Origin of the sequence: Saccharothrix mutabilis subsp. mutabilis, from assembly GCF_039521145.1 — a bacterium.
Lineage (GTDB): Bacteria > Actinomycetota > Actinomycetes > Mycobacteriales > Pseudonocardiaceae > Actinosynnema > Actinosynnema mutabilis.
The window spans coordinates 29,425-53,346 of sequence record NZ_BAAABU010000031.1; the positions used below are offsets into that span (position 1 = coordinate 29,425).

A 23,922-nucleotide genomic window follows, 5' to 3' on the forward strand; every position below is an offset into this window, starting at 1 on the left:
GCCTGGGTAGCCCGCCCCCAGTCACTTCCACCCGAACGCAACCGCCCACGACAGTCGCTGTGCGGACACGTGCGACTTACCGGATCATCGGGGTGCGTGGCGGCATCGCGGCGGCGGTCACCAGGGCGCTCGGCGTCACGCCGTCGCGGGCCGGCGAGGTCGGTGATCCGATCGGGCGGTACACGCAGGCGGTGCGGGGTGTGTCGTCGTGGGCGTTGGACTCGCCGCTGCCGGACGAGCGCGAGCCGGCCGACCACCTGAACGCGGTGCTCGACCTCCCTGGAGCCGCGGACGGCTCAGCTGTGGGAGCTGGTCGAGCAGGGTACGAGGTCGACTGGTTCTGCCTCCTCGCCTCCAGCGCCACCGAGCACGCGGCCGAACTCGACCGCGTGCCGCCGCACCGGCTGCTCAAGGCGCCCGGCGAGTTGCTGATCGACGCGATGGGTGACGGGTCCGACGACCGACTACGGGGCCACCTCGCGCAGGGCGGGGAGGTAGCCGTCGCGGTGGCCGGCGGTGTTGACGTGGTACGACGACGTCACCGGCAGCGTCAGGTCGTTCACCCACGGGCTGCCGCCGCACGCCCCGTGCCCCGCGAACCGGCCCCGCACGTCCACGAACGTGAAGCTGAACGCCGTCGCCTGCGCGCCCAGGACGTCGGCCAACGCGTCAGAGGCGCGGTTGACCGCGGCACGCTTCGGGCCGCTCAGCGAGCACGGGTCGGACTGCTCGAACAACCGCGGGTACCCCAGCACCACCACCTGGGCGTCGGTCTGCGAGCGCATCGACCCGAACAGGCCCTCCAGCCGGCCCGGCAGCTCGTCCCGGATGAACCGCTCCGCCTTCGCCACCTGCCCTTCGCACGCCCGGTCGTCCGAGAGCACGCACGCGGTCATGACCTCGGCGAAGCCCGCGTCGTTGCCGCCCACCGTGACGGTCACCAGCGCGGTCGACGGGGACAGGGCCTCCGCCTGCCGTGCCACGTCCTGCGTCGTCGCGCCGGCGCAGGCCTTGAACTCCAGGTCGTACCGGCCCTCCGCGAACAGCGCGGGGTAGGCCTTCGCCGTCCGCCCGCACGACGCGCGGTCCGTGCCGACGCCCGCCGCGTAGGAGTCGCCCAGGGCGACGTACTCCGGCGCGGCGGGCGCGGGGACGAGGGCCGCCAACAGCACTGCTGCCATGAGGTTCATGCCGCCGGCGTACCACTGTGGACGGTCGAACGGGCCGAAGTAGACCCTAGAAGGCGACACACACCGGAACGGGTGCCTCGAACGTGCTCGTCTGCCGCAGCCGACCGGACTGCCGGTCCACGGCGAACGTGGTCACCGAGCCCGAGTTCTGGTTGGCCGCGAGCAGGAACCGACCGGCCGGGTCCAGCGCCAGGTGCCGCGGGAACGCCCCGCCCACCGGCACGGCCTCGACCAGCCGCAACTCCGCCCCGTCGCGCCCGACCGCGAACACCGCGACGCTGTCGTGGCCCCGGTTGGACAGGTAGACGAACCGCCCGTCCGCGGACACCAGGACCTCCGCCGGGTAGTTGCGCGGCGTCGTGGGCGCACCCGCCGGCAGCGTGCTCAGCTGCTGCCCGGGAGTCAGCTCGCCGCGCGCGTAGGAGGCCACCACGATCGTGGAGTCCAGCTCGTTAGCCACGTACGCGAACCGCCCGTTCGGGTGAAACGCGAGGTGGCGCGGGCCGGCGCCGGGGTGCAGGCGGGCCGTGGAGACCCGGGTCAGGCGACCCTCGGGCGAGAGCCGGTAGCCGAACACCGCGTCCGCCCCGAGGTCCACGGCGAACACGAACTCGCCGGTCGGGTCGGGCAGCACCTGGTGCGCGTGCGGTCCCTCCTGCCGATCCGGGTCGGGGCCGGAACCCTCGTGCCGCACCAGGTCCGTACGCGCCCCGAGGCCGCCGTCGCGCCGCACCGGGTGCACCGACACGCTGCCCGACGAGTAGTTGGCCGACAGCACGTGCCCCCGGTGCAGGACCAGGTGGCACGGGTCCGCTCCCCCGGTGCTCTGCGTGTTCAGCACCCGCGGCACGCCGTCGCGGACCTCCAGCGCGGTCACCGCGCCGGCGGACTGCTCGTTGACCGCGTACACCCGCCGGCCCGCGGTGATCGCGAAGGACGGGTTGGGCACGCCCTCGACCACGCCGACCGACCGCAGCCGCCCGGTGCGCGGGTCGTACGCGGCGATCCCCAGCCCGGCGCCGCCGCCGGTCCAGGTGGTGTAGGTGCCCAGGTAGACCCGGACCTCCCCGCGCGCCTCGGCGACACCCTCGGTCATCAGCAACCCCGCTCCCACGCCCACGGCCCCCAGGAACCGCCGCCTGTCCACTGCCACGCCCGACCTCCGCTCGCCCGTGCCCGCGGCAGGTCCCACAGTGGACTAGACCACTCGCACAGGGCAATAGGCGCAACGAAGATTGCGGCTAGCGCAACGGATCGGCGTCCCGCAGCCGAGCCAACTCGACCAGTGGATCGTACGAGGGCTCGGGGTGCACCGGGGCCACCTCCCGGAGCGTTTCCAGCAGGATCCGGGCCACCGCCCAGTTCCGGTACCACTTGCGGTCCGACGGGATGGCGAACCACGGCCCGGCGGGCGTCGAGCACCGGGTCAGCGCGTCCTGGTAGGCGAGCAGGTACCGCGAGAACTTCGCCCGCACCGTGATGTCGCCGGGGTTGTACTTCCACCGCTTGGCCGGGTCCTCCAGCCGCGCGATCAGCCGCTCCCGCTGCCGCTCGGGCGAGATGTGCAGGAAGCACTTGACGACCGTCACGCCCGCCTCGGCCAGCTCCGCCTCGAACTCGTTGATCAGCTCGTAGCGCTTGCGCCACTCGGCGGCCGGCACCAACTGGTCCACCCGGGCGACCAGCACGTCCTCGTAGTGCGAGCGGTCGAACACGCCGATGCGGCCCGGCGGGGGCACCTGCTTGCGGATGCGCCACAGGAAGTCGTGCTTCAGCTCGGCCGGCGTCGGCTTCTTGAACGACGCGATGTGCAGGCCCTGCGGGTTCACCAGGCCCGCGACGTGCCGGATCGTGCCGCCCTTGCCCGAGGTGTCCAGGCCCTGGAGCACCAGCAGCACGCGTCGCCGCCCGCCGCCCGAGCCCTCGGCGTACAGGGCCTCCTGGAGCGCGTCGAGCTGCTCGCCGACCTCGGCCATGTCCGCCGCGGCGGCCGTCTTGGTCCGCGGCCCGACCGGCGAACCGCCCGGGTCGATCTTCGCCACGTCGAACTCGCCGGGGACGACGCGGAAGGCTTGTCCAATCGACTGGACCTGCGTCGACTTCTTGGCCATCGTCGAACTCTAGCCGGGCGATCTTGCGGCCGCCCATTGCGCAACGGATCGCCGCAATCAGGCTGAATTGCGCAACGAAGTTAGCGAAGACGCAACACTCCCCGGATGAAATCGCTGGCGCAGGCCCCTTAGCCTGGTGACATGACCGCCATCGCCGCTCCCACCACAGGGCAGTTCATCGCACTCGACGAGCAGTGGAGCACGCACAACTACCACCCGCTGCCGGTCGTGATCTCCCACGGCGAGGGCGCATGGGTGACCGACGTCGAGGGACGCCGCTACCTGGACTTCCTGTCCGGGTACTCCTCCCTCAACTTCGGCCACCGCCACCCCGACCTGGTGGCGGCGGCGGTCGAGCAGCTCGGCCGCGTCACGCTGACCAGCCGCGCGTTCCACCACGACCAGTTCGGCCCGTTCTGCCGCGAGCTGGCCGAGCTGACCGGCACCGAGATGGTGCTCGCGATGAACTCCGGCGCGGAGGCCGTCGAGTCCGCGATCAAGGTCGCCCGCAAGTGGGCCTACCGGGTGAAGGGCGTGCCCGAGGGCACCGCCGAGATCGTCGTGGCCGGGTCGAACTTCCACGGCCGCACCACCACCATCGTGTCCTTCTCCACCGACGAGACCGCGCGCGCCGACTTCGGCCCGTTCACGCCGGGGTTCAAGGTCGTGAAGTACGGCGACCTGGACGCCGTGCGCGACGCGATCACCGACCGGACCGCCGCCGTGCTGATCGAGCCGATCCAGGGCGAGGCGGGCGTGGTCGTGCCGCCCGCCGGGTACCTGCCGGGCGTCCGGGAGCTGTGCGACGAGCACGACGTGCTGCTGATCGCCGACGAGATCCAGTCCGGCCTCGGCCGCACCGGCGAGCTGTTCGCGCTGGACCACGAGGGCGTCCGGGCCGACCTCTACACGCTGGGCAAGGCGCTGGGCGGCGGCATCATGCCGGTGTCGGCGGTCGTGGGCAGCCGGGCCGTGCTGGGCGTGCTGCGGCCGGGCGAGCACGGGTCCACGTTCGGCGGCAACCCGCTGGCGTGCGCGGTCGGGCGGGCCGTGGTGCGGCTGCTGGCCACCGGGGAGTTCCAGGAGCGGTCCCGCGAGCTGGGCGGGCACCTGCACGCGCGGCTGGGCGAGCTGGTCGGGCACGGGGTGGCCGAGGTGCGCGGGCGCGGGCTGTGGGCGGGCGTGGAGATCGCGCCGGGCGGGCCGCGCGGGCGCGAGGCGTCCGAGGCGCTGGCCCGGCTGGGCGTGCTGTGCAAGGAGACGCAGGACACCACCCTGCGCGTCGCTCCCCCGCTGGTGATCACGCGCGAGGAGCTGGACCGGGGCGTCGACGCGATCGCCTCGGTGTTGAGCCGGTGACGTGACGGTCTGTTCCCGCTCGACCACGGGCGGGAACGGACCGTATCAATGCGGATTCCCGTGCGATATTGCGGTTATGGGTGAGCAGAGGCGGGCCGCGGCGGCGGTCGCGTTGGGACGCTGGACCGAGCCGGAAGAGGTGCTCGCGGAGGGGCGCGCGCTGCGGTCGGTCGTGCCGCACGAGGCGCACCGGACGATGAAGCTCGCCCCGGGGCGTCCGTCGGTGGTCGAGTTCATCGAGGCGTCCAACGAGGGGCGGCTGCCGGGCCTGGTGCCGTTGCGCGTCGGGCGGATGCTGGCGTCGCCGTTCGCGTTCTTCCGGGGCAGCGCGGGGCTCATGGCGGGCGACCTCGCCGTTGACGCGCGCAGTGGGCTGGACGCCCAGCTGTGCGGCGACGCGCACGCCGCGAACTTCGGCCTGTACGGCACGCCCGAGGGCCGGATCGTCATGGACATCAACGACTTCGACGAGACGCTGCCCGGTCCGTGGGAGTGGGACCTCAAGCGGCTGGTGACGTCGCTGGTGCTGGCCGGGCGCGAGGGCGGGGTGTCGGAGAAGGGGTGCCGGGACGCCGCCACGGACGCGGTGCGCGCGTACCGGGGCGCGGTGCGGCACCTGGCGGAGATCCCGTTCCTGGAGTCGTGGTCGGCGTTGGGCGACGAGTCCGTGCTGACCAAGACGAAGGCCGACGACCTGCTGGACGAGTTCACCAAGGCCGCGTCCAAGGCGCGCAAGAACACCAGCGCGAAGGTGGCGGCGAAGTGGACGCGGCGGGAGGGCGAGCACTGGCGGTTCATCGCGGACCCGCCCGTGCTGAGCCGCATCCCCGATGCCGAGGCCGCGTCGGTGGTCGCCGCGCTTCCGTCCTATGTGGACACCCTGCGCGAGTCGCGGTACAACCTGATCATGCGCTACGGCGTGTCGGACGTGGCGTTCCGCGTGGTCGGCACCGGCAGCGTGGGGTTGCGCAACTACCTGGTCCTGTTGCACGGCAACGGCGACGAAGCCCTGGTGTTGCAGGCGAAGGAGGCGCGGCGGTCGGCGTTGGCCCCGTTCCTGGCCGTTCCGGAGGCCCGGCACGAGGGCAAGCGGATCGTGCACGGGGCGCGGCTGGTGCAGGCGGAGACCGACATCCTGCTCGGCTGGACCACCATCGACGGCCGCCCGTTCATCGTCCGCCAGTTCCGCAACCGCAAGGGCGAGATCGACGCGACGACGCTGAAGCGCGACGACCTGGACGACTACGGCCGCTTCGCCGGCGCCCTGCTGGCCCGCGCGCACTCGCGCTCGGTGGACCCGCGCCTGCTGGCGGGCTACTGCGCGAACGGCGACGGGTTGGACGACGCCTTCGCGCGCTACGCGTTCGACTACGCCGACCAGACCACCGCCGACCACGAGGACTTGGTGAAGGCGGTCAGGACCGGCCGCCTGCCCGCGCTGGTCGAGTAGAACGGTGTCATGGAGTCCGTGCGCGAGGTCGGGTTCCGCAGTGGCGACGGGAGTCCGGCGGGGACGTTGGCCGAGGCCGGCAGGCAACGCCGCGCGAGCGTCACCGGACGCGGCGCACGCGCTCCTCGTCCCACACCGGCTCCGGCACCTCCACCACCTCGCCGTCCGACCGGAACAGCAGGAACCGGTCGAACGAGCGCGCGAACCACCGGTCGTGGGTCACCGCCACCACCGTGCCCGTGAACTGCGCCAGCGCCGCCTGAAGCGCCTCCGCCGAGTTCAGGTCCAGGTTGTCCGTCGGCTCGTCCAGCAACAGCAACGTCGCCCCCGACAGCTCCAGCAGCAGCACCTGGAACCGCGCCTGCTGCCCACCCGACAGCGTCTCGAACCGCTGGTCCCCCGACCTCGCCAGCCCGTACCGGTCCAGCACCGCCATCGCCGCCCCGCGGTCGCGGCCCGGACGGCCCTCCGCGCCGTGCCACAGGATGTCCACCAGCGTCCGCCCGATCCACTCCGGGTGCTGGTGCGTCTGCGCGAACAGCCCCGGCACGACCCGCGCGCCCAGCTTCCACGCGCCCGTGTGCGCCACCTCCGCACCGCCCAGCAGGCGCAGGAAGTGGCTCTTGCCCGACCCGTTCGAGCCCAGCACCGCCACGCGGTCGCCGAAGAACACCTCCGCGTCGAACGGCTTCATCAAGCCGCTCAACTCCAACCCGGCGCACGTGACGGCCCGCACCCCGGTCCGCCCGCCCCGCAACCGCGGCGCCACCTTCTCGCTCGACGGCAGCTCCGGCGGCGGCCCGGCCTCCTCGAACTTCGCCAGCCTCGTCTTCATCGCCCGGTACTTCTGGGCCATCGCCTCGCTGATCTTCGCCTGCACCTGCAACGTCCGCACCAGCTCCTTGAGCCGCGCGTGCTCCTCGTCCCACCGGCGGTGCAGTTCGGCCAAGCGCTCCACGCGGGCCTCGCGCGCCGCGTGCCAGGTGCCGAACGAACCCACGTGCGTCCACGCCGAGTGCGCCTCCACGGTCACCACGTGCGTGGCGGCGACGTCGAGCAGCTCCCGGTCGTGGCTGACCAGCAGCACGGCCTTGCCGGTCTCGACCAGCCGCTCCTCCAGCCACCGCTTGCCCGGCACGTCCAGGTAGTTGTCCGGCTCGTCCAGCAGCAGCACCTGCTCGGAACCGCGCAGCAGCGCCTCCAGGACCAGGCGCTTCTGCTCGCCGCCGGACAGCGTCCGCACCTCGCGGAACCGCGCCCGGTCGAACGGGACGCCCAGGGCCGCGACCGTCACGGTGTCCCACAGCACCTCGGCGTCGTAGCCGCCGGCCTCGCCCCAGTTGGCCAGCGCCGCCGCGTAGCGCAGCTGGGTGGGCTCGTCGTCGGTCTCCATCAACGCCAGCTCGACGGCGTCCAGCTCCAGGGCCGCGTCCCGCAGCACCCGGGGTGAGGCGGCCAGCAGCAGGTCGCGGACCGTGGAGGCGTCCCGCACCGAGCCGACGAACTGCGGCATCACGCCCAGGCCGCCCTGCACCCGGACGGACCCCTCGGCCGGGGTCAGCTCACCGGACAGGATGCGCAGCAGCGTGGTCTTGCCGACGCCGTTCGCGCCGACCAGCGCCACCACCGCGTTGGCGCCGACCTTGAACGACACGTCGCGGAACAGCTCGCGGCCGTCCGGCAGGCGGTAGGCGAGCCCGTTCGCGTCCAGGAATCCCACGCCGGGCATGGTCGCCCGGAACCACGCCGCGAAGCGAGCGGGTTTTCTACCGCCAGGTGTAGCCGCGCATCAGCAGCGCGAGCGCCGCGCAGCCGAACGACGCCAGCGCGGGCCCCAGCGCCGACAGCACCATCAGCAACACTCCCAGGACCGCGAAGACCGCGGCCAGGACGTGGGCACAGGTCACGCGGCGCGGACGACCGGAGGCCAGCACGCCGGCCAGGTCGGGGGCGTCCGCGGACAGTCTGTGCTCGATCTCGCGCAGAGTCCGGCGTTCCGCATCGCTCATCACGGGCGTGGGATACCCGGCGCCTACCGGGCAAAACTAGCGCGAAAGGGCGACCAGCCGGGACACCGCGCGCAGGTACTTCTTGCGGTAACCGCCGCGCAGCATCTCCTCGGTGAACAGCTCCGACAGCGCCTCGCCCGACACCGCCACGGGGATGTCCCGGTCGTAGAGCCGGTCCCCGAACGCGACCAGGCGCAGCGCCACGGCCTGGTCGGGCGCGGGCCGCACGCCGCGCAGGAACACCGCCGACACGCCGTCGAGCAGCCGCCCGTACCGGGAGGGGTGGATCTGGGCGAGCCGGGCGCACAGCGCGTCGAAGTCGTCCAGGGTCGCGCCCGGGGTGCTGTCGGCCTTGGCCAGCAGCTCCTCCTCGGACATCGGGTCGGGCGCGTCGGGCAGCCCGCGGTGCCGGTAGTCCGGGCCGTCCACGCGCACGACGGTGAACTTGGCCGACATGGACTGGATCTCGCGCAGGAAGTCCGCCGCCGCGAACCGGCCCTCGCCGAGCTTGTCCGGCAGCGTGTTGGAGGTCGCCGCGACCGCCACGCCGGCCGCCGCCAGCTCCTTGATCAGGCGGGTGACCAGCATGGTGTCGCCGGGGTCGTCCAGCTCGAACTCGTCGATGGCGAGCAGCTTGTGCCCGGACAGCCGCTGGACCGTCTCGGTGAACCCCAGCGCGCCGACCAGGTTGGTGACCTCGACGAACGTCCCGTAGGCCTTGGGGCCGGGCACGGCGTGCCACAGCGAGGCCAGCAGGTGGGTCTTGCCGACGCCGAACCCGCCGTCGAGGTACAGGCCGGGCTTGCCCTCCTCGGCGGCCCGGCGGAACAGCGACCCGAAGAACCCCTTGGCCGCGCCCGCGGCGGAGACGCGTTCGGCGAACGCCCGGCACGCCTGCACCGCGGCGGCCTGGCTGGGCTCGTCGGGGTTGGGCAGGTAGGTGGCGAAGCGGACCCCGTCGAAGCGGGGCGGCGGGACCATCGCCCCGACCAGTTCGTCCGCGTCGACGCGGGGATCGCGGTCGGACAGGCGCGGGGCAGACATGCCCGCAGCGTAACGGCGTGCTGGGATGGGGACGTGCAGATGTTGTGGCCGCCACCCGCCGCTGAGATCACCGACACAGAGCTGGAACGCCTCTACGACTACCCGCCGGACCTGGACCGGCCGTGGGTGCAGGTCAACTTCATCTCCAGCCTCGACGGCGCGGTGTCGGTGGCCGGCAGGTCCGGCGGCTTGGGCAACCCGGCGGACAAGAAGGTGTTCGCGCTGGGCCGCGACCTGGCCGACGTCGTCCTGGTCGGCGCGGGCACCGCCCTGGTCGAGGGCTACCAGGGGGTCAGGGCGGGCGAGGTGCGCCGCGAGCGCCGGGCCCGGCTGGGGCTGGCGGAGGTGCCGCCGATCGCCGTGGTGACCGCGCGGTGCTCGATCACCCCGGACTCGCCGCTGGTCTCGACCACCTCCGTGCCGCCGATCGTGCTCACCACGTCGGCGGCCCCGGTCGAGCGGCGCGAGGCCCTCGCCGAGGCGGGCGCGGACGTCGTGGTCGCGGGCGAGGAGGAGGTGGACCTGCGGCGGGCGCTCAAGGCGCTGGACGACCGCGGCCTGCGGCGGGTGGACTGCGAGGGCGGGCCGGTGCTGTTCGGCGCGCTCATCGCGGCGGACCTGGTGGACGCGCTGTGCATCACGTTCGCGCCGCTGCTGGCCGCCGGCGACGCGGGCCGCATCGCCACCGGTCCGCTGCCCGACGCGCCGCGCGACATGGAGCTGGCGTCGGTGCTGCGCTACGAGAGCGCCCTGCTCCTCCGCTACCGCCGGACGTGATGCGCGTCACATCACCGTGAGGACTTGGGCACTCTCCGCATCCGAACCGGTGCACAACGGATTCGGAGAGGATCATCCATGGCTGACCGGAACACGGCCGCGAAACCGGATGTCGTGCCCGCCCGCCTGGCCGACGACACGGCGCAGGGCAAGACGATCATCGCCTCCTCGGTGGTGCAGAAGGTCGCGGGCATCGCGGCGCGGGAGATCTCCGGCGTGTACGCGCTGGGCGGCGGGGTGCAGCGGGCGTTCGGCGCGCTGATCGAGCGCATCCCCGGCGCGGGCACCTCCACCACGACCGGCGTCAGCGTGGAGGTCGGGGAGAAGCAGGCCGCGATCGACCTGGACATCGTGGTCGAGTACGGGGCCGGGATCGTGGACCTCGCGCGGGCCGTGCGGCGCAACGTGATCACCAGCGTCGAGCGGATCACCGGGCTGGAGGTCATCGAGGTCAACATCGCGGTCAACGACATCCACCTGCCCGAGGAGAACGGCGGCGAGCAGGCGCAGTCGCGGGTCGAGTGATGGACCCCGCCGAACGCGTCGAGGCCGCGCTGCTCGCCCACCCGTCGGTGGCGCGGCTGCACGGCGGTGTCGCCTCCTACCTGCCCGGCCGCCGCGTGGACGGGGTGCGCCTGGCCGAGCGGACGTCCGTGTCGGTCGTGCTGCGGCCCGGCCGGCCGATCCCGGAGGTGGTCGCCGAGCTGCGCGCGGCGGTCCGGGAGGTCGCCGGGGACGCGCCGGTGGACGTCACCGTGGCCGACCTGGAGCAGACGTGACGACCCGGGCCGACATCCGCGCCTTCATCCGCCGGCACCACCCCGACGTCGGCGGCGACCCGGAGTTCTTCGCCCGGGGCCTCGCCGACCTGCGCGCGGCCCGCCGCGACGGCACCGGCAGCCGGTTCGACGCGCCGGTCTTCGTGGTGCGGCGGACCTGGTGGACCCGGCTGTTCACGCGCCGCCCCCGGCGCGTCCTGGACTAGGAGCACAAGGCATGAACGCAACCCAGACCGGACTGCTCGCGGGCCTGGTCCTCGGCCTCGCCGCCACGACCGGGTTCACCGCGTTCCTGGTGACGCTCGCGGTGGGCGTGATCGGGCTGGTCGCCGGCCGCGTGCTGGACGGGCAGCTCGACCTGAACGACCTGTTCGGCCGGGGCCGGGACCGGTGAACGACCGCGGCACCCTCGAAGTTCACCCGTCGGTGGTGCGCAAGGTGGCGGCGCGGGCGGCCGGTCCCGGGGCCTCGGTGAAGGTGACCGGGGAGGACGACTACGTGGACGTGGCCGTGCGGCTGGCCCTGCCGTACCCGGTGCGGGTCCGCGCGGCGGCGTCCGAGGTGCGGCGCGCGGTCACCGAGGAGGTCCAGCGGATCACCGGGTACCGGGTGCGCGGGGTCGACGTGACGGTGTCCGCGCTGGTGTCCGAGCCCCGATCGCGAGTGGAGTGAGCCGTGCGCGTGCTGCTGCGGGTGCTGTCCCCGGTGCTCGGCCTGGCGGTGGCCGCCGCCGGGCTGCTGCTGGTCGCGGAGGTCGCCTGGCACTGGTCCGGGCGTGGGCACCTGGTGCCGTGGCACCGGCTGGACGGCCTGCGGTGGACCGACGACCGGGTGCGGGCGGTCGCGTTGCTGACCATCGCCGCCGGCGTCCTGCTGCTGGTGCTCGCGGCGCTCGCCCGGCGGACCTTCGTGCGCCTGCACTCCCCCGCCGAGGGCATCGTCGTCGCCACGACGCCCACCGCGCTGGCGCGGGTCGTCGGCCACCGGGTGCGCGCGGAGGACGGCGTGACCGGCGCGTCGGTGACCGCGTCCAAGCGGCGCGTGCACGTCCGCGCGACCAGCGGCCTGCACGACGAGGCCACCCTGCGGCCCCGGCTGCTGGAGGTCGCGCGCGAGGCCGTCGCGAACCTGCCCATGCCGCACCACCCGAAGGTGTCGGTCGTCGTCCACTCCCCCAAGGACCGCCCCTTCCAGGACCGGCCCCTCAAGCAACGCGCCGCGGAGGACCGCCCGTGATCGCCCGCTCGTACCGCACGGAACGCGTCTGCGCGACCCTGCTCGGCGCCCTGGTCCTGCTGGCCGGCGCGGGCGCGCTCACCCTCAACCTGCTGGGGATCGACCGCCCGGTCACGGACCTGGGCCCGCTACGCCCCCACCTGCTGTGGCTGCGGATCGGCGCGCTGGTCCTCGGGGTCGCGGCGGTCGTGGTCGGCCTGCGGTGGGCGTGGCGGGCCCTGACCCCCGAACGGCACCCGGACCTGGAGTTGGAGCACGGCCTGACGGTCACCGCGGACGCCCTGGCCCAGGCCGTGCAGACCGACGCCGCGCAGGTCCGCGGGGTCACCGCCGCGCGGGTGAAGGTGATCGGCGCGCCCGCGCTGCGCGTGACGCTCACCCTGCGGCAGGGCGCCGACGTCCGCCGCGTCTGGCAGGACCTGGAAGGCGTGCTCACCCGCGCCCGCGACGCGCTCGACGTCCCCGCGCTGCCCGCCGCCGTCCGGCTGGACCTGGCCGCCCGCGCCAAGCGGCGCGTCCGCTGAGAACGGCGTGCGCCGACCGGCGTCACCAGGCAGGATGGCGCGCGTGGTGCTTCCGCTGAACCCGCCCGTCCAGCCCATGCTCGCCAACTCGGTGGACGAGGTCCCCGCCGGCGACGGCTGGGTGTTCGAACCCAAGTGGGACGGCTACCGCTGCCTGGTGTTCCGCGACGGCGACGAGGTCGTGCTCCAGTCGCGCAGCGGCAAGCCGCTCAACCGGTACTTCCCGGAGGCCGTGGCCGCGCTGCTGCGCACCCTGCCCGACCGGGTCGTGGTGGACGGCGAACTGGTGGTCGCCAAGGACGACAAGCTCGACTTCGACGCCCTGTCCGAGCGCATCCACCCGGCCGAGAGCCGCGTCAAGCTGCTCTCCGCCCGCACCCCGGCCGCGTTCGTGGCGTTCGACCTGCTGGCCACCGGCGACACCGTCCACCTCGACGAGCCCACCACCCGGCGCCGCGCGCGGCTGGAGGAGCTGGTCACCCCGGGCGACTCGCTCTACCTCACGCCCGCCACCACCGACGCCGAGCTGGCCCGGCACTGGTTCGACCTGTTCGAGGGCGCGGGCCTGGACGGCGTCATCGGCAAGCCCGCCGGCAGCCCGTACACGCCGGGCAAGCGCACGCTGGTCAAGGTCAAGCACGCCCGCACCGCCGAGTGCGTGGTCGGCGGCCTGCGCTGGCACAAGGACACCGAGCCCGGCACCGCCGTCGGCTCCCTGCTGCTGGGCCTGTACGACGACAACGGCGCCCTCAACCACGTGGGCGTCGTCGGCTCCTTCAAGGCGGCCGAACGCCGAGCGCTCGCCGCGGAGCTGACGCCGCTGATCACCACCGACGACCACCCGTGGCTGGTCGAGCCGGACGGCCGCCGCCTGCCCGGCGAGATCAACCGCTGGCGCAGCAAGCAGGCCGACTGGGTCCCGCTGCGCCCCGAGCGCGTGCTGGAGATCGCGTACTCCCAGACCGAGGGCGCGCAACCGGTCCGGCTGCGCCACAACGGCCAGTTCCGCCGCTGGCGCCCGGACCGCGAGCCGGCGTCGTGCCGCTACGACCAGCTCGACCAGCCCGCCCGCTACGACGTCGAGTCGGTGCTGCGCGGCGAGGTCCGTCCCGCCTGAAAACCACCCCGCCGGCAAGATCGGCCCGCTACCGTTGTCCGCCGTGGCGACGACTGTCGAAGCGCTGGTCCAGGAACTCGACGACCGGATGGCGAAGGACTGCCGCGCCCTCACCCGGTGGCGTCACGTGCACCGGACGGTGGGCGTGTTCTACACGATCGTGCTGGTGCTCGTGCCGGCCGTGCTGGCGGTGGGGTTCACGTCCTCCGAGACCGTCCTGGGCAAGACGTTGTTGCTGGTCGCGGCGGTGGTGGGCGGTCTGAACGTGACCTTCAAGCCCTACCTGCACAGCCAGAAGCGCCGGGCGGACGTCAACAACATGCGCCGCCTGCGCGACCAGTTCCGCGCCGAGGTGACCGACAGCCCGGACGCGAAGGCCGTCTACGAGAAGTACTCGGCGCTCTACGCGGAGATGTTCGAGGCGCGGGGGCGTGAGCTGGTGGACGGCCACCTGGGCAAGGAGGAGATCACCAAGGAGGAGACCGGCCGGCAGTAGGCCCGGGGGCTCACCCGCCGCGCGCGGCCCGCACCTTGGCCAGGAAGTCGTCCACGGAGTGGCGGGCCACCTCGCGCCCGATGACGTCCAGCGGCAGGTCGTCCGCCTTCCGGAACCGCACGCAGCTGCGGCCCATGTCCAGCTTGCGCCCGGTCGCCTCGAACTCGGCCCGGAACTCCTGCTCGCGGTCGCCGTACACGCCCATCAGGTAGAGCGAGAGGTGGTTCTTCTGCGCGGCCAGCGCCACGTACCCCAGCGGCTGGCCGTTGTAGGTCTTGCCGGAGCGGCTCAGCGGCACGGAGTAGGTGATCATGCCCCAGGCCATCGCCTCCTCGTACCCCTCGGGCAGGTTCGCGAGGACGACGGCCCGCACGGCGGCGACGGCCTCCCGCCGGTCGGCGGGCAGCTCGTCCAGGTAGGCCTCGACCGTCGACGCCTGGCTGCGCACCACCACTGACCTCCGCTAAGCCTCCGGCCGCGCACTCCGCGTGGCGCCGACCGAGGCGAGCACCACGCAACACACCGCCACCCATTGTGCGGGACGCAGCGCTTCGTGCAGCAGGAGCAAACCGGCGACGGCCGCCACCGCGGGCTCCAGGCTCATCAGGATGCCGAACACGCGCGGCGGGATGCGCCGCAGCGCCTCCAGCTCCAGCGAGTACGGGACGACCGACGACATCAGCGCCACGGCCGTGCCGGCGATCAGCACGACCGGGTCGAGCAGCGCCGTGCCCGCCTCGGCCACGCCGAACGGCAGCGCCACCAGCGCGCCGAACACCATCGCCAGGGCCAGGCCCTTGCCGTCGGAGGTGCGGCTGCCCAGCGCGGCGGTGAGCAGGATGTAGCCCGCCCAGCACGCGCCCGCGGCCAGCGCGAACAGCACGCCGCCCAGCTCCAGGCCGCCGTCGGCCCTGGTCAGCAGCACGACGCCGACCGCGGCCAGCAGCGCCCACAGCCCGTCCAGCCAGCGCCGCGACCCGATCACGGCCACCGCGAGCGGCCCGAGGAACTCGATGGTCACCGCCGCGCCCAGCGGGATGCGCTCGATGGCCTGGTAGAAGGTCAGGTTCATCACGCCCAGCACCGAGCCCAGCCCGGCGACGACCAGGAGCGTGTGCCGGTCCAGCCGCAGCGACGGCCGCCACACCAGCAGCAGGATCACGGCGGCGAGCGCGAGCCGCAGCGTCACCGTGCCCGCCGCGCCGGCCAGCGTGAACAGCTGCTTGGCCACCGCCGCGCCGACCTGGACGCTGATCACGCCCAGCAGCACCAGCGCCGGTGGCGGGATGGCGCCGTACGCGCGTGCTACGGCCGCGAACGGCCCGGACGAGGGGAGCCGCCGCTCGGGCATGCCTTCGATGTGCGCCATGACCACGTCGGCCATTCTCACCCGGCCCGCTCACCGAAGTCTCACGGGTTTTGTGTGAGGCTCTGCACCGGACACCCGGAGACCGCGAGATCGTGTGGAAGGCAGGGACGACAAGTGCCGCGTCGGCGTCACGCCGCCATGTTGCTGGTGGCCCTGAGCGCGCTGACCGCGTGCAGCGCGGGGCCCTCCACGCGCCCGGTGATAGCGGTGCGCGGGGACACCCAGCCCACCGAGTCGGCGCGGCCGAGCGGGCCGCGCGACGTCCCGCCGCTGGAGAACTACGACACGCAGCTGTCCTGGTCGCAGTGCACGGAGACCACGAAGCTGCGCATGGGCGCCACCGCGCCGGCCGGCGACCAGACCTACGAGTGCGCGCGGCTGACGGTCAAGCTGGACACGACCGGGCGACCCGGGCGGGGCAGCCTGGGCCTGGCGCTGCTGCGGGTCGGCACCGGCGGCAGCCCGCTGGTCGTGGTCGGCGACGCGGACGGCGAGCCGGGCACGCTGAAGGCGGCGCGGCTGGCCGCGTCGCTGCCGCCGGAGACGCTGAGCACGTTCACCCTGATCGGCGTGGACCGGCGGGGCACCGGCAAGTCCGACCCGGTGCAGTGCGTGCCGGAGGTGGCGCGGGTCGGGATCGTCGAGTCCGACCCGGACTCCGCCGACCAGGACGACCTGCTGGAGTGGGTCGGCCGGGCCAGCCACGAGTGCGTGCTGGACCTGGAGAACAAGCTGACCGCCGTGGACTCGTGGCGGGCGTCGGCGGACCTGGAGCAGCTGCGCGAGGCGCTGGGCGTCGGCGTGCTCAACGCGATCGGCGTGGGCGACGGGTCGCGGGTGCTGACGATGTACGCGAGCCGCTACCCGGAGCGGATCGGCCGGATGGTGTTCGACGGGGCGCCGGACCCGACGCTGGACGTGCCCGGCGTGGCCGAGGCGCGGGCGGTCGCGGCGGAGGCGGCGTTCACCGCGTTCGAGAAGGACTGCGTGGCGCGCGGGTGCCCGTTGGGCGCGGACGCGACGAAGCGGTACACCGCGTTGCTGACCAAGTTGCGGGACAAGCCGTTGCGCGGCAACGACCTCGACCTGACGGCGGGCACGGCGGTGTCGGCGGTGCTCGCGGGGTTGGCCGACCGGTCGCGCTGGCCGGCGCTGGCGGACGCGATCGTGGCGGCCGAGGGCGGCAACGCCGCGCCGCTGACCGACTTCGTGCGGCGGCACGTGGTGGACCGCGACGACAACCCGCCGACGCTGGACGCGGCGCTGGTGACCGCGTGCAACGACACGACGACCCGCATCCCGCCGGAGCGGGTGAAGGTGATGACCGAGGACTGGCGGGCCAAGCACCCGCTGTTCGGGTCGTGGTTCGCGCGCCGGATGCTGGAGTGCGGGCCGTTCCCGGTGCCGCAGGCGGTGAAGGTGCCCAAGCTGAGCAGCGCGCCGCCGATCCTGGTGATCAGCACGGCCAACGACCCGGTGACGCCGCAGGGCGGCACCGAGCGGGCGGCGCAGGCGTTGCCCGCGGGGGTGCTGGTCGGCTGGCAGGGCAGCGGGCACGGCGCGCTCGGGCAGTCGGCCTGCGCGACGGCCGCCGCGCACGATTTCCTGGCGAATGCGAAAGTGCCCGCCGGCGGCACCGTCTGCCCGCCCTGATCGATTACTCGGGTATCAATACGAATTTCGCGGTGATATGCGAGAAAGGGGTCCCGCGCCGGTTGGCGCGGGACCCCTTTTCGTGCTCCTGCCGGTCGGGTCAACAGCTTGAGCAGCACCCGCAGCCGGGACCGGTGCAGCCGCCGCAGCAGCCGCAACCGCTCAGCTGGGCCTGCTCGGCCGTCGTGATCTCTACCGCCATCATGGCCTCCCCGTGATCGCGCGGACATCCAGCACTGGCAAGGTATGACGGGCACCACGGTGCGCCCTACCGCCGGGCAGGGGAAGTGCTGTCACCCGATCGCTCACCATTTATCATCAGAATGTCGCACTGCGTGTCGGCATTTTCAGCCGGTCAGCTCGTCCAATGCCCGTTGGGCGGCTTCCAACTCGGCGCGCAGTTGTTCGACCCGGGCCAGGTGCCGTTCCCGAGCGGCACTCAATACCCCTTCGACCGCTTCGTCCACCTCGGGCGGCAGCAACTTCGCCGCCTGAGCCACCGCCGAGGCCGCGACCGGCGCGCCCTTGAGGACCCGCTTGGCGCCGGTCTGCACGTCGACCGTCCACTCCCCCTCGGCCGTGGAGGTGAGCGTGACGGTGACCTCGGCGGGCTTCGCCTGCTTGCGGGCCGCCGGGCGGGCGGGCCTGGCCTCCGGCTTGGTCTCGGCGGGTTTGGGGGTCGCGGGCTTCGGGGTCGTCTTGGCGGGCACTGGTCTCGGCTCCGGTTCGTAGGGGTACTCGATCGGGGCGGGCTCGGGTGTCGGGGTCTCGGCGGCGGGCTTGGCCGGGGCCGCGGTCGCCGGGGCCTTCTTGCGCGGGGCGGGCTTCTCCAGGGTCAACTCTCCGGGCGAGAACGACAACTCGTCCTTGGCCCCGGTGGGGCGGACCTGGATGAAGTCGCCCTCCTCCGGCTCGGTGAACGCGAGCACCTTGGCCGACCGGCCCGCCTCCACCCCGACGGCGGCGGCGGTGAACCAGACCATCGGGGGACGCCCCTCGGCGAGTTCGGAGCGCAGGTGGTCGAGGTCCTCCGGGGAGAGTGACTTCTGCTTCGCCTTCACCATGGGGGCACCTCCGCTGCGTACAAGATCGGTCAGCGTGCAGCTTGCCCTACGGCACCGACAATCCCGCGGGCTCGTGCCCCAACTGTGCGGCCGGGGGGTGGTGAACGCAAGGGGCGGCGTCGGTCCACAGTGGACTGGAGGTGGGTGGGGACGCGGGGTGGTGGGGCGGTCGGCGCGGGGTTGGCGGTGGTGGGCCGCGGTGGCGGCGCGGGCCGGCGCGCGGCATCGGCGGCGCGGGTGGTTGGGCGGCGCGGGTGGCGGGGCGGCGCGGGTGGCGGGGCGGTGTCGGCGGGGTGGCGCGAGGTGGCGGGTGGGCGGGTTGTGTTGGCGGTGCGGGGGTGGCGGGGGTCGGCAGGGCGTCTCGGCTTTGTCGCTTCGGGCGTTCCGCCCGCCCGCCCCCACCCAGGCCACCCCGCACGAGCCCCAGTTGCCCCCGCCTGCGGCGGACCGCCTTCGGCGGAAGAGCAACTGCCCCGCCTGCGGCGGAAGAGCGACCGCCCGCCTGCCGCGGGTGGGGCCGACTGCCCACCTTCGGCGGGCAGTCGGCCGGGGTCGGGCTAGATCGGGTTCCCGTTGGTGCCGCAGATGCGGCCCGCGTTGATGCAGTTGCGCACCCTCCGCTCCAGTTCACCCTGGTCCCACGCGTTGATGAAGTCCCCGTGGAAGGTGTAGCCCGGCGCGGTCGTCACGTTGACGCCGTTGACCGTCCCGCCCAGGGACAGGCCGCCGCCGTTGACCGGGTAGGTGATCAGGAACTCCAGCCTGGGCAGGACCACGTTGTGCGTCGACGGGCAGGACCCGTTCCAGAACACGATGTGGTCCTTGTGGTTCCCGCTGTCCAGGTCCCGGCCGTTCCAGCAGGTCGGGAAGTCCAGGTAGGTCTCCAGCTTCGTGCCCGGCGGGCAGTTCATGAAGTCCCGGCTGGACGGCGACTGCGTGGTGCACGACCACCGCGCGGACGGGTTCTGGTCCGGGCTGGTCGCCCGCGCGTTGCCCACGACGTACCGCAGGTTCGCGGGCGGCACCACGGCCCGCTGCATGTCGTGGATGCCCTGGTAGTACACCGTCACGCTCTCCGGCGCGACCGGCACCCCGTTCTGGTACAGCGTGGGCACCCAGTACGCCGACAGGTCCACCACCGGGTCGCACGTGGTGCCCGCCGCGCGCAGCGAGGTGTAGGTGGAGCCGGCGTTGGTGGACCGGTTGCCGAAGAACTCGTGGATGTGCGAGACACCGGGCTGACCCGGGTAGATGATCGGGTCGTGCCCGGCCCGGTGGCTCGCGCGGCAGTTGGCGCGGAACTCCGAGGCCGCCAGGGCCCCCGGCTGCGCCTGGATCGCCGCGGACTGGGCCGCGTCGGGCGCGCCGGGGTGGCCGCTGTGGTCGACGTGGTTCGCGCCGGCCGGCCGGAGGCCGACCACGGCCCCGATCAGGACGACCGCGACGGCTACCGCCGCCGCCCCGATCGAGCCGCGTGTTCGGACGTGCATGTGCCTCTCCCTTCCAACTTCAGCGGGATGCGGCGGCGGGGTGCTACTGGGCGAAGGTGAGCCAGTTGACGTTCACGAAGTCGGCGGGCTGGCCGCTGGTGAAGGTCAGGTACACGTCGTGGCGGCCGGTGACGCCGGTGATGTTCGCCGGGACCGTCCGCCAGCTCTGCCACCCGCCGGTGTCGGCGACGGCGAAGCTGCCCAGCACGGTCCCGGTGGGGCTGCCCAGCCGGACCTCCACCAGACCGCTGACGCCACCCGCCGCGCCGCTGGCGACCCGGGCGGAGAACTGGCGGGCGGTGCGGGTGCCGAAGTCCACGCCCCGGTACAGGGCCCAGTCGCCGTTGGCGATGTGGCTGAGGTTCGAGCCGCCGCCGGTGTCGGCGGTGGTCTCGGTCGCCAGGCCGTTCTGCTGGTCGTACGACTCGGCCTGGATGGTCGAGAACGCGTCACGGGAGACGGGCGGCGCGGTGGTGGTGGTCGTCGTGGTTGTCGTCGTCGTCGTGGTCGTGGTGGTCGTCGTGGGGGTGGTGCCGGAGCCGGAGTCGGTGCCCGAGCCCAGCGGGCCGCGCCAGGCGGTCGCGCCGGCGGGGACGGCAAGCGTTTGCCCGTCGGAGAACGTCACCGTGACCGCGCTCGCCGTCGGGTTGTAGGCGACGTACGTCCGCGCGCCGTTCTTGGACAGCACCGCGTGCGTGGGGTTGTTCGCGGTGACGGACGTGTCCGGTGTTCCGTAGGTGTCCAGCGCGGTCAGCCAGTGGTAGGCGTGGGCGCGGGAGTCGCCGGGTTCGGGTTCGGGGCCCGACCCGTACGCGGACAGGGCCTGCGCCGGGTCGGCGAGCGCCAGGAACTGGAGGATGACGTCCTTCCACTCCACCTCGGGGCCGCCGTTGTTGGCGCGCAGCTCGGTGACGTTCTGCGTGATGTCGGACTTCCACGCCGCGTGGTAGAGCGACCCGCCGGTGATCGGGAGCATGTTGATGCCGTGGATCTCCTCGGGGTTCGCGGTCCACCACGTGCCGTAGGTGCCGCCCGCGCCCCACACGATGCCGAGCGTGTCGTGGCCGTAGGCGGACGGGAAGACGGCGTTGTCCTTGTCGAACCAGTACTGCCCGATCGCGGTCTCCTGCGTGGTGTGCAGGTAGATGCCCGCGTCGCGCAGCGCGGTGTCACCGGTGGCCTGGCCGAACAGCACGGCGGCGGTGGCGAACATCATCGCCTCGGACGAGGACTCCTCGTTGTTGCCGTGCGCGAAACCCGCGTGCCCGGACGCCCAGCCGTGGCCCGCGTAGGCGTCGAAGTGGCGCAGGAACGGGAACCGCGTCTCGCCGCGGTCGTAGTTGTTGGCGTCCTTGACCAGCAGCTTGACCATGCCGCCGTAGCGGGAGTCCGACGCCCACGCCGGGTCGTGCTGCGCGAGGACGGCGGCGGCCAGGACGTAGTAGCCGTAGTGGAAGTGGTGGTCGTTGAGCTCCTGGTCGGAGCCGTAGGAGGCGCGGTAGCCGATGAGCGTGCCCCATGTGGCGTCGTAGGCGAAGTGGCGCTCGGTCTCGCCGGAACCCGCCGTGAGCCAGTCGGTGAGGCGGTCGCGGACCAGGGTCAGCAGGCGGTCGCGGCCGGCGGTGTAGCCGATCTGGTTCGCCACCCGCGCCAGGGCGGCCAGCCGCCACAGGGCCTTGCCGGTCCAGTACGTGTCCACCGCGCCCTTCCACGGGTCGGCGGCGTTCAACTCCTGGTCGATCTCCGCGCGCAGCCGGTTCTGGTCGGCCCGCGTGGACAGCGGCAGGGCGGGCAGGACGCCGTTGAACGCGGTGCGGGTGGTGAAGGACGCGCCCTCGCGCAGCCGCATCTCGCCGCGCGGCGAGGTGTAGCGGTACGGGGTGACGGCGTCGGTGGAGTGCAGCCACTGGTGCCGGTAGAGCGCCTGCAGGGTGCCGGTCTGGGTGCCCTGGCGAGCGGTCGTGGCGGCGGTGTAGGTGGCGGTGAGCTGGGCGGCGGCGGTGTCGTAGGTCCAGGAGACCTTGGTGTCGGTGACGAAGGAGAAGGCGTAGCGCTGGAACAGCGGCAGGGCGTCGCGCGAGGGCAGGACGGCGACGGAGAAGAACGCGGCGTTCGCGGTGGCCTCGGCGGTGCCGGTCAGGGTCCAGGCGCTGGGGCTGAACAGGGCGTAGTCGTGGCCGTTGACCGTGACGCCGAGGGTGGTGCCGGTGTTGCTCCAGACCGTGGTCGTCCCGTTGAAGCCGACGCGCGCGAGGCCGCCGGTGGCCTCCGCGTAGACGTACGGGGAGCCGTGGCCGATGGTGGTGCGCAGGGTGCGCGCGCCGTCGGTCCACAGTGGACTGACCGTCCAGTCGGACCAGCCGTCGACCTGCGTGCGCGGCGCGTTCAGGCCGGCGACGCCGACGAACAGGTCGTCGCGGTGCATGAACTCGTAGAACCGGCCGTCCGGCGTGACGGTCGGACTGGTCGGGTAGCCGACGCCGAGGCCCTGGGCCGCCGCGTGGAAGGTCAGCGGGTGGGCGTACATGTTCTCGGAGTACGGGTTGCCCGGGTAGCGCTGGAACACCAGCGACGACCACCAGTCGTTGGTGGGCACGGGTTTCCCGGCCATCCGCGCGGTGACCTTCGGGGTCAGCGCCTGACCGGACGAGTCGACGGGACCTTGGGTGCCGGCCGGCCTGGACGCGGCGTAACTGCCCGCGCCCACGGGTACGGCACTGGCCGGTCCGGGCAGGACGAACGGGGCCAGGGCCGCGACGAGCAGGGCGGGCACGGCGAGGCGTAGGAAACGCACAGGGGACCTCCCGAGCATCGGTGAGAGCGCTCTCACGTGTTGCGTACGGTAAACCCCGTGTTGCCGGCTGTCTACGGTCGAGTTCCTGTTTAAGCCTCTTCGACCCGGAGGTGGTACTCGCACCCGTACTCGACCGCGTAGCGCAGGTCGTAGTGGTGGACGATCTTGGGCCCGCCGTGCAGGTGGACGTGGGTGACGGTCGGCTTGGGCGCGTCCGCGGGCATGCTCACCGAGTCGACGCGCCCGTCGAGGGGACCGCCCACGAACCGCACCACGTACGTGTTCGCCATGCCCGGCCTCCCTCTCTTCGGCGTCCTCGACCATCGTACGAGAGGTGCAGTGCCGGCACGGCTGAACTGCGGCGACAATTAGCCGGTTGGACCAAACCAATGCTCCGCGAGGCCGTCGAAGGTGGTCGCTCCCGTCGGCACCTCGCGCAGGTACCAGGCGAGGTTCGAGTAGACGTGCAGGAGGGTGTAGGCCATGACCTTGCGCGGGTCGACGGGGTGGCCGTAGCCGTCCAGGAGGGCGCGCTTGGGCCCGGTCTCGCCGCGGGTGAGGAACACGCCGGTGGCCACGAACTCGTACTCGCGGGCGGCGCGCATGGCGGGTTCGAAGTCGAACAGCCCGGTGAGCCGGCCGTCGCGGGTGAGCAGGTGGGCGCTCATGACCTCGGTGTGGGCGAGGACGGGCTCGGCGTCGCCCAGGTCGACGCTGTCGAGGAAGCCGGGGATCTGCTCGACCCAGGCGGGCGCGAGCCCGCGGCTGACCTGCCTGGCGACGCAGGCCGTGGTCTGGTCGTGGACGAAGGCTCCCCAGTCGGCCGGCGCGCGGACCGGTGACTCGACCGCGTGCAGGGCGGAGAGCGCTTCCCCGACCTGCCGGGCGATGCCGTTCCTGCCGGGCCCGTCCAGCGCCGGCCACACGTCCTTGACGACGTCGCCGCGCAACCGTTCCATGTGCACGAACCCCCAGCCGCCGAACTCGCCGGCGGCGAAGAGTTCGGGCGTGGGGACGGGGAGCTTGCCGTGGACCGCCTCCAGCACGTCCCGTTCGGTGGCGACTTCGTCCAGGTGAACGGCGGGGAAGAGTTTGAGCACGTGCCGCTCGCCCACGGCGTACACGGGCAACGACCCATCCGCGAACCGCTCGATCCGACCTTCGATGCCGAGGCGCCGACACAGAGCTTCGACACCGGGCCGAAGCGCCCGCTCGTCCTCGGCAACGGCGTCGTACCGCTCTTCGGTGTCCGCGAGGGGGAAGGTCACGGACGGCAGGCTAGCCGGCGGTACCGGGCGGACCTAGTCGTTTTGCGGGCCTTCGACGGTTGCGCCAAGGACCGGTAACGCCCGCCGTCCGAGGTTCGACTACGAGTCATACCGCCGCCCGCCTCGGGAGAACACCAAATGACCGAGCCCACTGCCGCTTCTGACGGCACTCCGCCGTTAAGCCAGCCGGAA

The 23,922-nt window shown here is 73.0% G+C and carries 26 protein-coding genes and 1 pseudogene; 14 read left to right on the forward strand and 13 right to left on the reverse strand.

What is annotated here, in order from left to right; all coding sequences use genetic code 11:
• Positions 1-92: 92 nt before the first annotated feature.
• Positions 93-266 (forward strand): annotated as a pseudogene (locus ABD126_RS38945) (DUF4279 domain-containing protein); the annotation flags it as partial.
• Between the two features lie 198 nt (positions 267-464).
• On the opposite strand, the gene ABD126_RS35965 reads toward ABD126_RS38945, so the two are convergent.
• From ABD126_RS35965 to ABD126_RS35975, 3 genes are all read right to left on the reverse strand, one after another.
• Entirely contained in the window at positions 465-1,181 is a 717-nt protein-coding gene (locus ABD126_RS35965) for an SGNH/GDSL hydrolase family protein (protein WP_343939610.1), read from the reverse strand.
• A 55-nt stretch (positions 1,182-1,236) separates the two neighbouring features.
• Complete coding sequence (locus ABD126_RS35970) at positions 1,237-2,343, reverse strand: lactonase family protein (protein WP_343939612.1); 1,107 nt, start codon at positions 2,341-2,343, stop codon at positions 1,237-1,239.
• Between the two features lie 88 nt (positions 2,344-2,431).
• Positions 2,432-3,301, reverse strand: coding sequence for a PPK2 family polyphosphate kinase (locus ABD126_RS35975; RefSeq protein ID WP_343939614.1), 870 nt, complete (start codon positions 3,299-3,301; stop codon positions 2,432-2,434).
• A 141-nt stretch (positions 3,302-3,442) separates the two neighbouring features.
• On the opposite strand from ABD126_RS35975, the gene rocD reads away from it, so the two are divergent.
• Entirely contained in the window at positions 3,443-4,660 is a 1,218-nt protein-coding gene (rocD, locus tag ABD126_RS35980; RefSeq protein ID WP_343939616.1) for an ornithine--oxo-acid transaminase, read from the forward strand.
• 76 nt (positions 4,661-4,736) lie between these two features.
• Entirely contained in the window at positions 4,737-6,110 is a 1,374-nt protein-coding gene (locus tag ABD126_RS35985) for a DUF2252 domain-containing protein (RefSeq protein ID WP_343939618.1), read from the forward strand.
• Between the two features lie 100 nt (positions 6,111-6,210).
• Here the strand turns inward: ABD126_RS35985 and ABD126_RS35990 are convergent, their stop codons facing one another.
• Genes ABD126_RS35990 through zapE form a run of 3 tightly spaced genes read right to left on the reverse strand, consistent with a single transcriptional unit; the run spans position 6,211 to position 9,163 of the window.
• Entirely contained in the window at positions 6,211-7,839 is a 1,629-nt protein-coding gene (locus tag ABD126_RS35990; RefSeq protein WP_343939620.1) for an ABC-F family ATP-binding cassette domain-containing protein, read from the reverse strand.
• Between the two features lie 37 nt (positions 7,840-7,876).
• Complete coding sequence (locus ABD126_RS35995; RefSeq protein ID WP_343939622.1) at positions 7,877-8,119, reverse strand: DUF3040 domain-containing protein; 243 nt, start codon at positions 8,117-8,119, stop codon at positions 7,877-7,879.
• A gap of 36 nt (positions 8,120-8,155) precedes the next feature.
• Positions 8,156-9,163 (reverse strand): cell division protein ZapE, encoded by a 1,008-nt coding sequence (gene zapE, locus ABD126_RS36000; protein ID WP_343939625.1) that lies wholly within the window; start codon positions 9,161-9,163, stop codon positions 8,156-8,158.
• Between the two features lie 39 nt (positions 9,164-9,202).
• Here zapE and ABD126_RS36005 point away from each other — a divergent pair, with 39 nt between their 5' ends.
• From ABD126_RS36005 to ABD126_RS36050, 10 genes are all read left to right on the forward strand, one after another.
• Positions 9,203-9,940, forward strand: a complete 738-nt coding sequence (locus tag ABD126_RS36005) for a pyrimidine reductase family protein (RefSeq protein WP_343939742.1) — start codon at positions 9,203-9,205, stop codon at positions 9,938-9,940.
• Between the two features lie 78 nt (positions 9,941-10,018).
• Positions 10,019-10,465: an Asp23/Gls24 family envelope stress response protein gene (locus ABD126_RS36010; protein WP_343939627.1), complete on the forward strand. Its 447-nt coding sequence runs from the start codon at positions 10,019-10,021 to the stop codon at positions 10,463-10,465.
• A complete protein-coding gene (locus tag ABD126_RS36015; RefSeq protein ID WP_343939629.1) occupies positions 10,465-10,719 on the forward strand; it encodes a hypothetical protein in 255 nt (84 codons plus the stop codon). The genes ABD126_RS36010 and ABD126_RS36015 overlap by 1 nt, the downstream gene beginning before the upstream one ends.
• Positions 10,716-10,925: a hypothetical protein gene (locus tag ABD126_RS36020; protein ID WP_343939631.1), complete on the forward strand. Its 210-nt coding sequence runs from the start codon at positions 10,716-10,718 to the stop codon at positions 10,923-10,925. Before ABD126_RS36015 ends, ABD126_RS36020 begins: the two co-directional genes overlap by 4 nt.
• Before the next feature lie 11 nt (positions 10,926-10,936).
• The gene (locus ABD126_RS36025; RefSeq protein ID WP_343939633.1) at positions 10,937-11,113 is read left to right on the forward strand and encodes a hypothetical protein; all 177 of its coding nucleotides are present in this window, start codon (positions 10,937-10,939) and stop codon (positions 11,111-11,113) included.
• Positions 11,110-11,391 carry an Asp23/Gls24 family envelope stress response protein gene (locus ABD126_RS36030; protein ID WP_343939635.1) on the forward strand — a complete coding sequence of 94 codons (282 nt, stop codon included), beginning with the start codon at positions 11,110-11,112 and terminating at the stop codon, positions 11,389-11,391. Before ABD126_RS36025 ends, ABD126_RS36030 begins: the two co-directional genes overlap by 4 nt.
• Before the next feature lie 3 nt (positions 11,392-11,394).
• The gene (locus tag ABD126_RS36035; protein WP_343939637.1) at positions 11,395-11,955 is read left to right on the forward strand and encodes a DUF6286 domain-containing protein; all 561 of its coding nucleotides are present in this window, start codon (positions 11,395-11,397) and stop codon (positions 11,953-11,955) included.
• Positions 11,952-12,479, forward strand: a complete 528-nt coding sequence (locus ABD126_RS36040) for an alkaline shock response membrane anchor protein AmaP (RefSeq protein ID WP_343939639.1) — start codon at positions 11,952-11,954, stop codon at positions 12,477-12,479. The genes ABD126_RS36035 and ABD126_RS36040 overlap by 4 nt, the downstream gene beginning before the upstream one ends.
• Before the next feature lie 43 nt (positions 12,480-12,522).
• Entirely contained in the window at positions 12,523-13,596 is a 1,074-nt protein-coding gene (locus ABD126_RS36045; protein ID WP_425542945.1) for an ATP-dependent DNA ligase, read from the forward strand.
• A gap of 43 nt (positions 13,597-13,639) precedes the next feature.
• A complete protein-coding gene (locus ABD126_RS36050) occupies positions 13,640-14,092 on the forward strand; it encodes a hypothetical protein (RefSeq protein ID WP_343939643.1) in 453 nt (150 codons plus the stop codon).
• A gap of 10 nt (positions 14,093-14,102) precedes the next feature.
• Here the strand turns inward: ABD126_RS36050 and ABD126_RS36055 are convergent, their stop codons facing one another.
• Together ABD126_RS36055 and ABD126_RS36060 are read right to left on the reverse strand one after the other, a co-directional pair.
• Positions 14,103-14,540 carry a DUF1801 domain-containing protein gene (locus ABD126_RS36055; protein WP_343939645.1) on the reverse strand — a complete coding sequence of 146 codons (438 nt, stop codon included), beginning with the start codon at positions 14,538-14,540 and terminating at the stop codon, positions 14,103-14,105.
• A gap of 15 nt (positions 14,541-14,555) precedes the next feature.
• Positions 14,556-15,476 carry an EamA family transporter gene (locus ABD126_RS36060; RefSeq protein WP_425542946.1) on the reverse strand — a complete coding sequence of 307 codons (921 nt, stop codon included), beginning with the start codon at positions 15,474-15,476 and terminating at the stop codon, positions 14,556-14,558.
• Between the two features lie 99 nt (positions 15,477-15,575).
• Here ABD126_RS36060 and ABD126_RS36065 point away from each other — a divergent pair, with 99 nt between their 5' ends.
• Positions 15,576-17,114, forward strand: coding sequence for an alpha/beta fold hydrolase (locus ABD126_RS36065; RefSeq protein ID WP_343939647.1), 1,539 nt, complete (start codon positions 15,576-15,578; stop codon positions 17,112-17,114).
• A gap of 347 nt (positions 17,115-17,461) precedes the next feature.
• Here the strand turns inward: ABD126_RS36065 and ABD126_RS36070 are convergent, their stop codons facing one another.
• From ABD126_RS36070 to ABD126_RS36090, 5 genes are all read right to left on the reverse strand, one after another.
• Positions 17,462-18,178 carry a DUF6319 family protein gene (locus ABD126_RS36070; protein ID WP_343939649.1) on the reverse strand — a complete coding sequence of 239 codons (717 nt, stop codon included), beginning with the start codon at positions 18,176-18,178 and terminating at the stop codon, positions 17,462-17,464.
• Positions 18,179-18,735: 557 nt separating this feature from the next.
• Positions 18,736-19,668, reverse strand: a complete 933-nt coding sequence (locus tag ABD126_RS36075; protein ID WP_343939651.1) for a DUF1996 domain-containing protein — start codon at positions 19,666-19,668, stop codon at positions 18,736-18,738.
• 43 nt (positions 19,669-19,711) lie between these two features.
• Entirely contained in the window at positions 19,712-22,462 is a 2,751-nt protein-coding gene (locus tag ABD126_RS36080; RefSeq protein ID WP_343939653.1) for a glycosyl hydrolase, read from the reverse strand.
• 89 nt (positions 22,463-22,551) lie between these two features.
• Complete coding sequence (locus ABD126_RS36085) at positions 22,552-22,752, reverse strand: hypothetical protein (RefSeq protein ID WP_343939655.1); 201 nt, start codon at positions 22,750-22,752, stop codon at positions 22,552-22,554.
• Between the two features lie 78 nt (positions 22,753-22,830).
• Positions 22,831-23,730, reverse strand: a complete 900-nt coding sequence (locus ABD126_RS36090) for a phosphotransferase family protein (RefSeq protein ID WP_343939657.1) — start codon at positions 23,728-23,730, stop codon at positions 22,831-22,833.
• Positions 23,731-23,922: the final 192 nt, after the last annotated feature.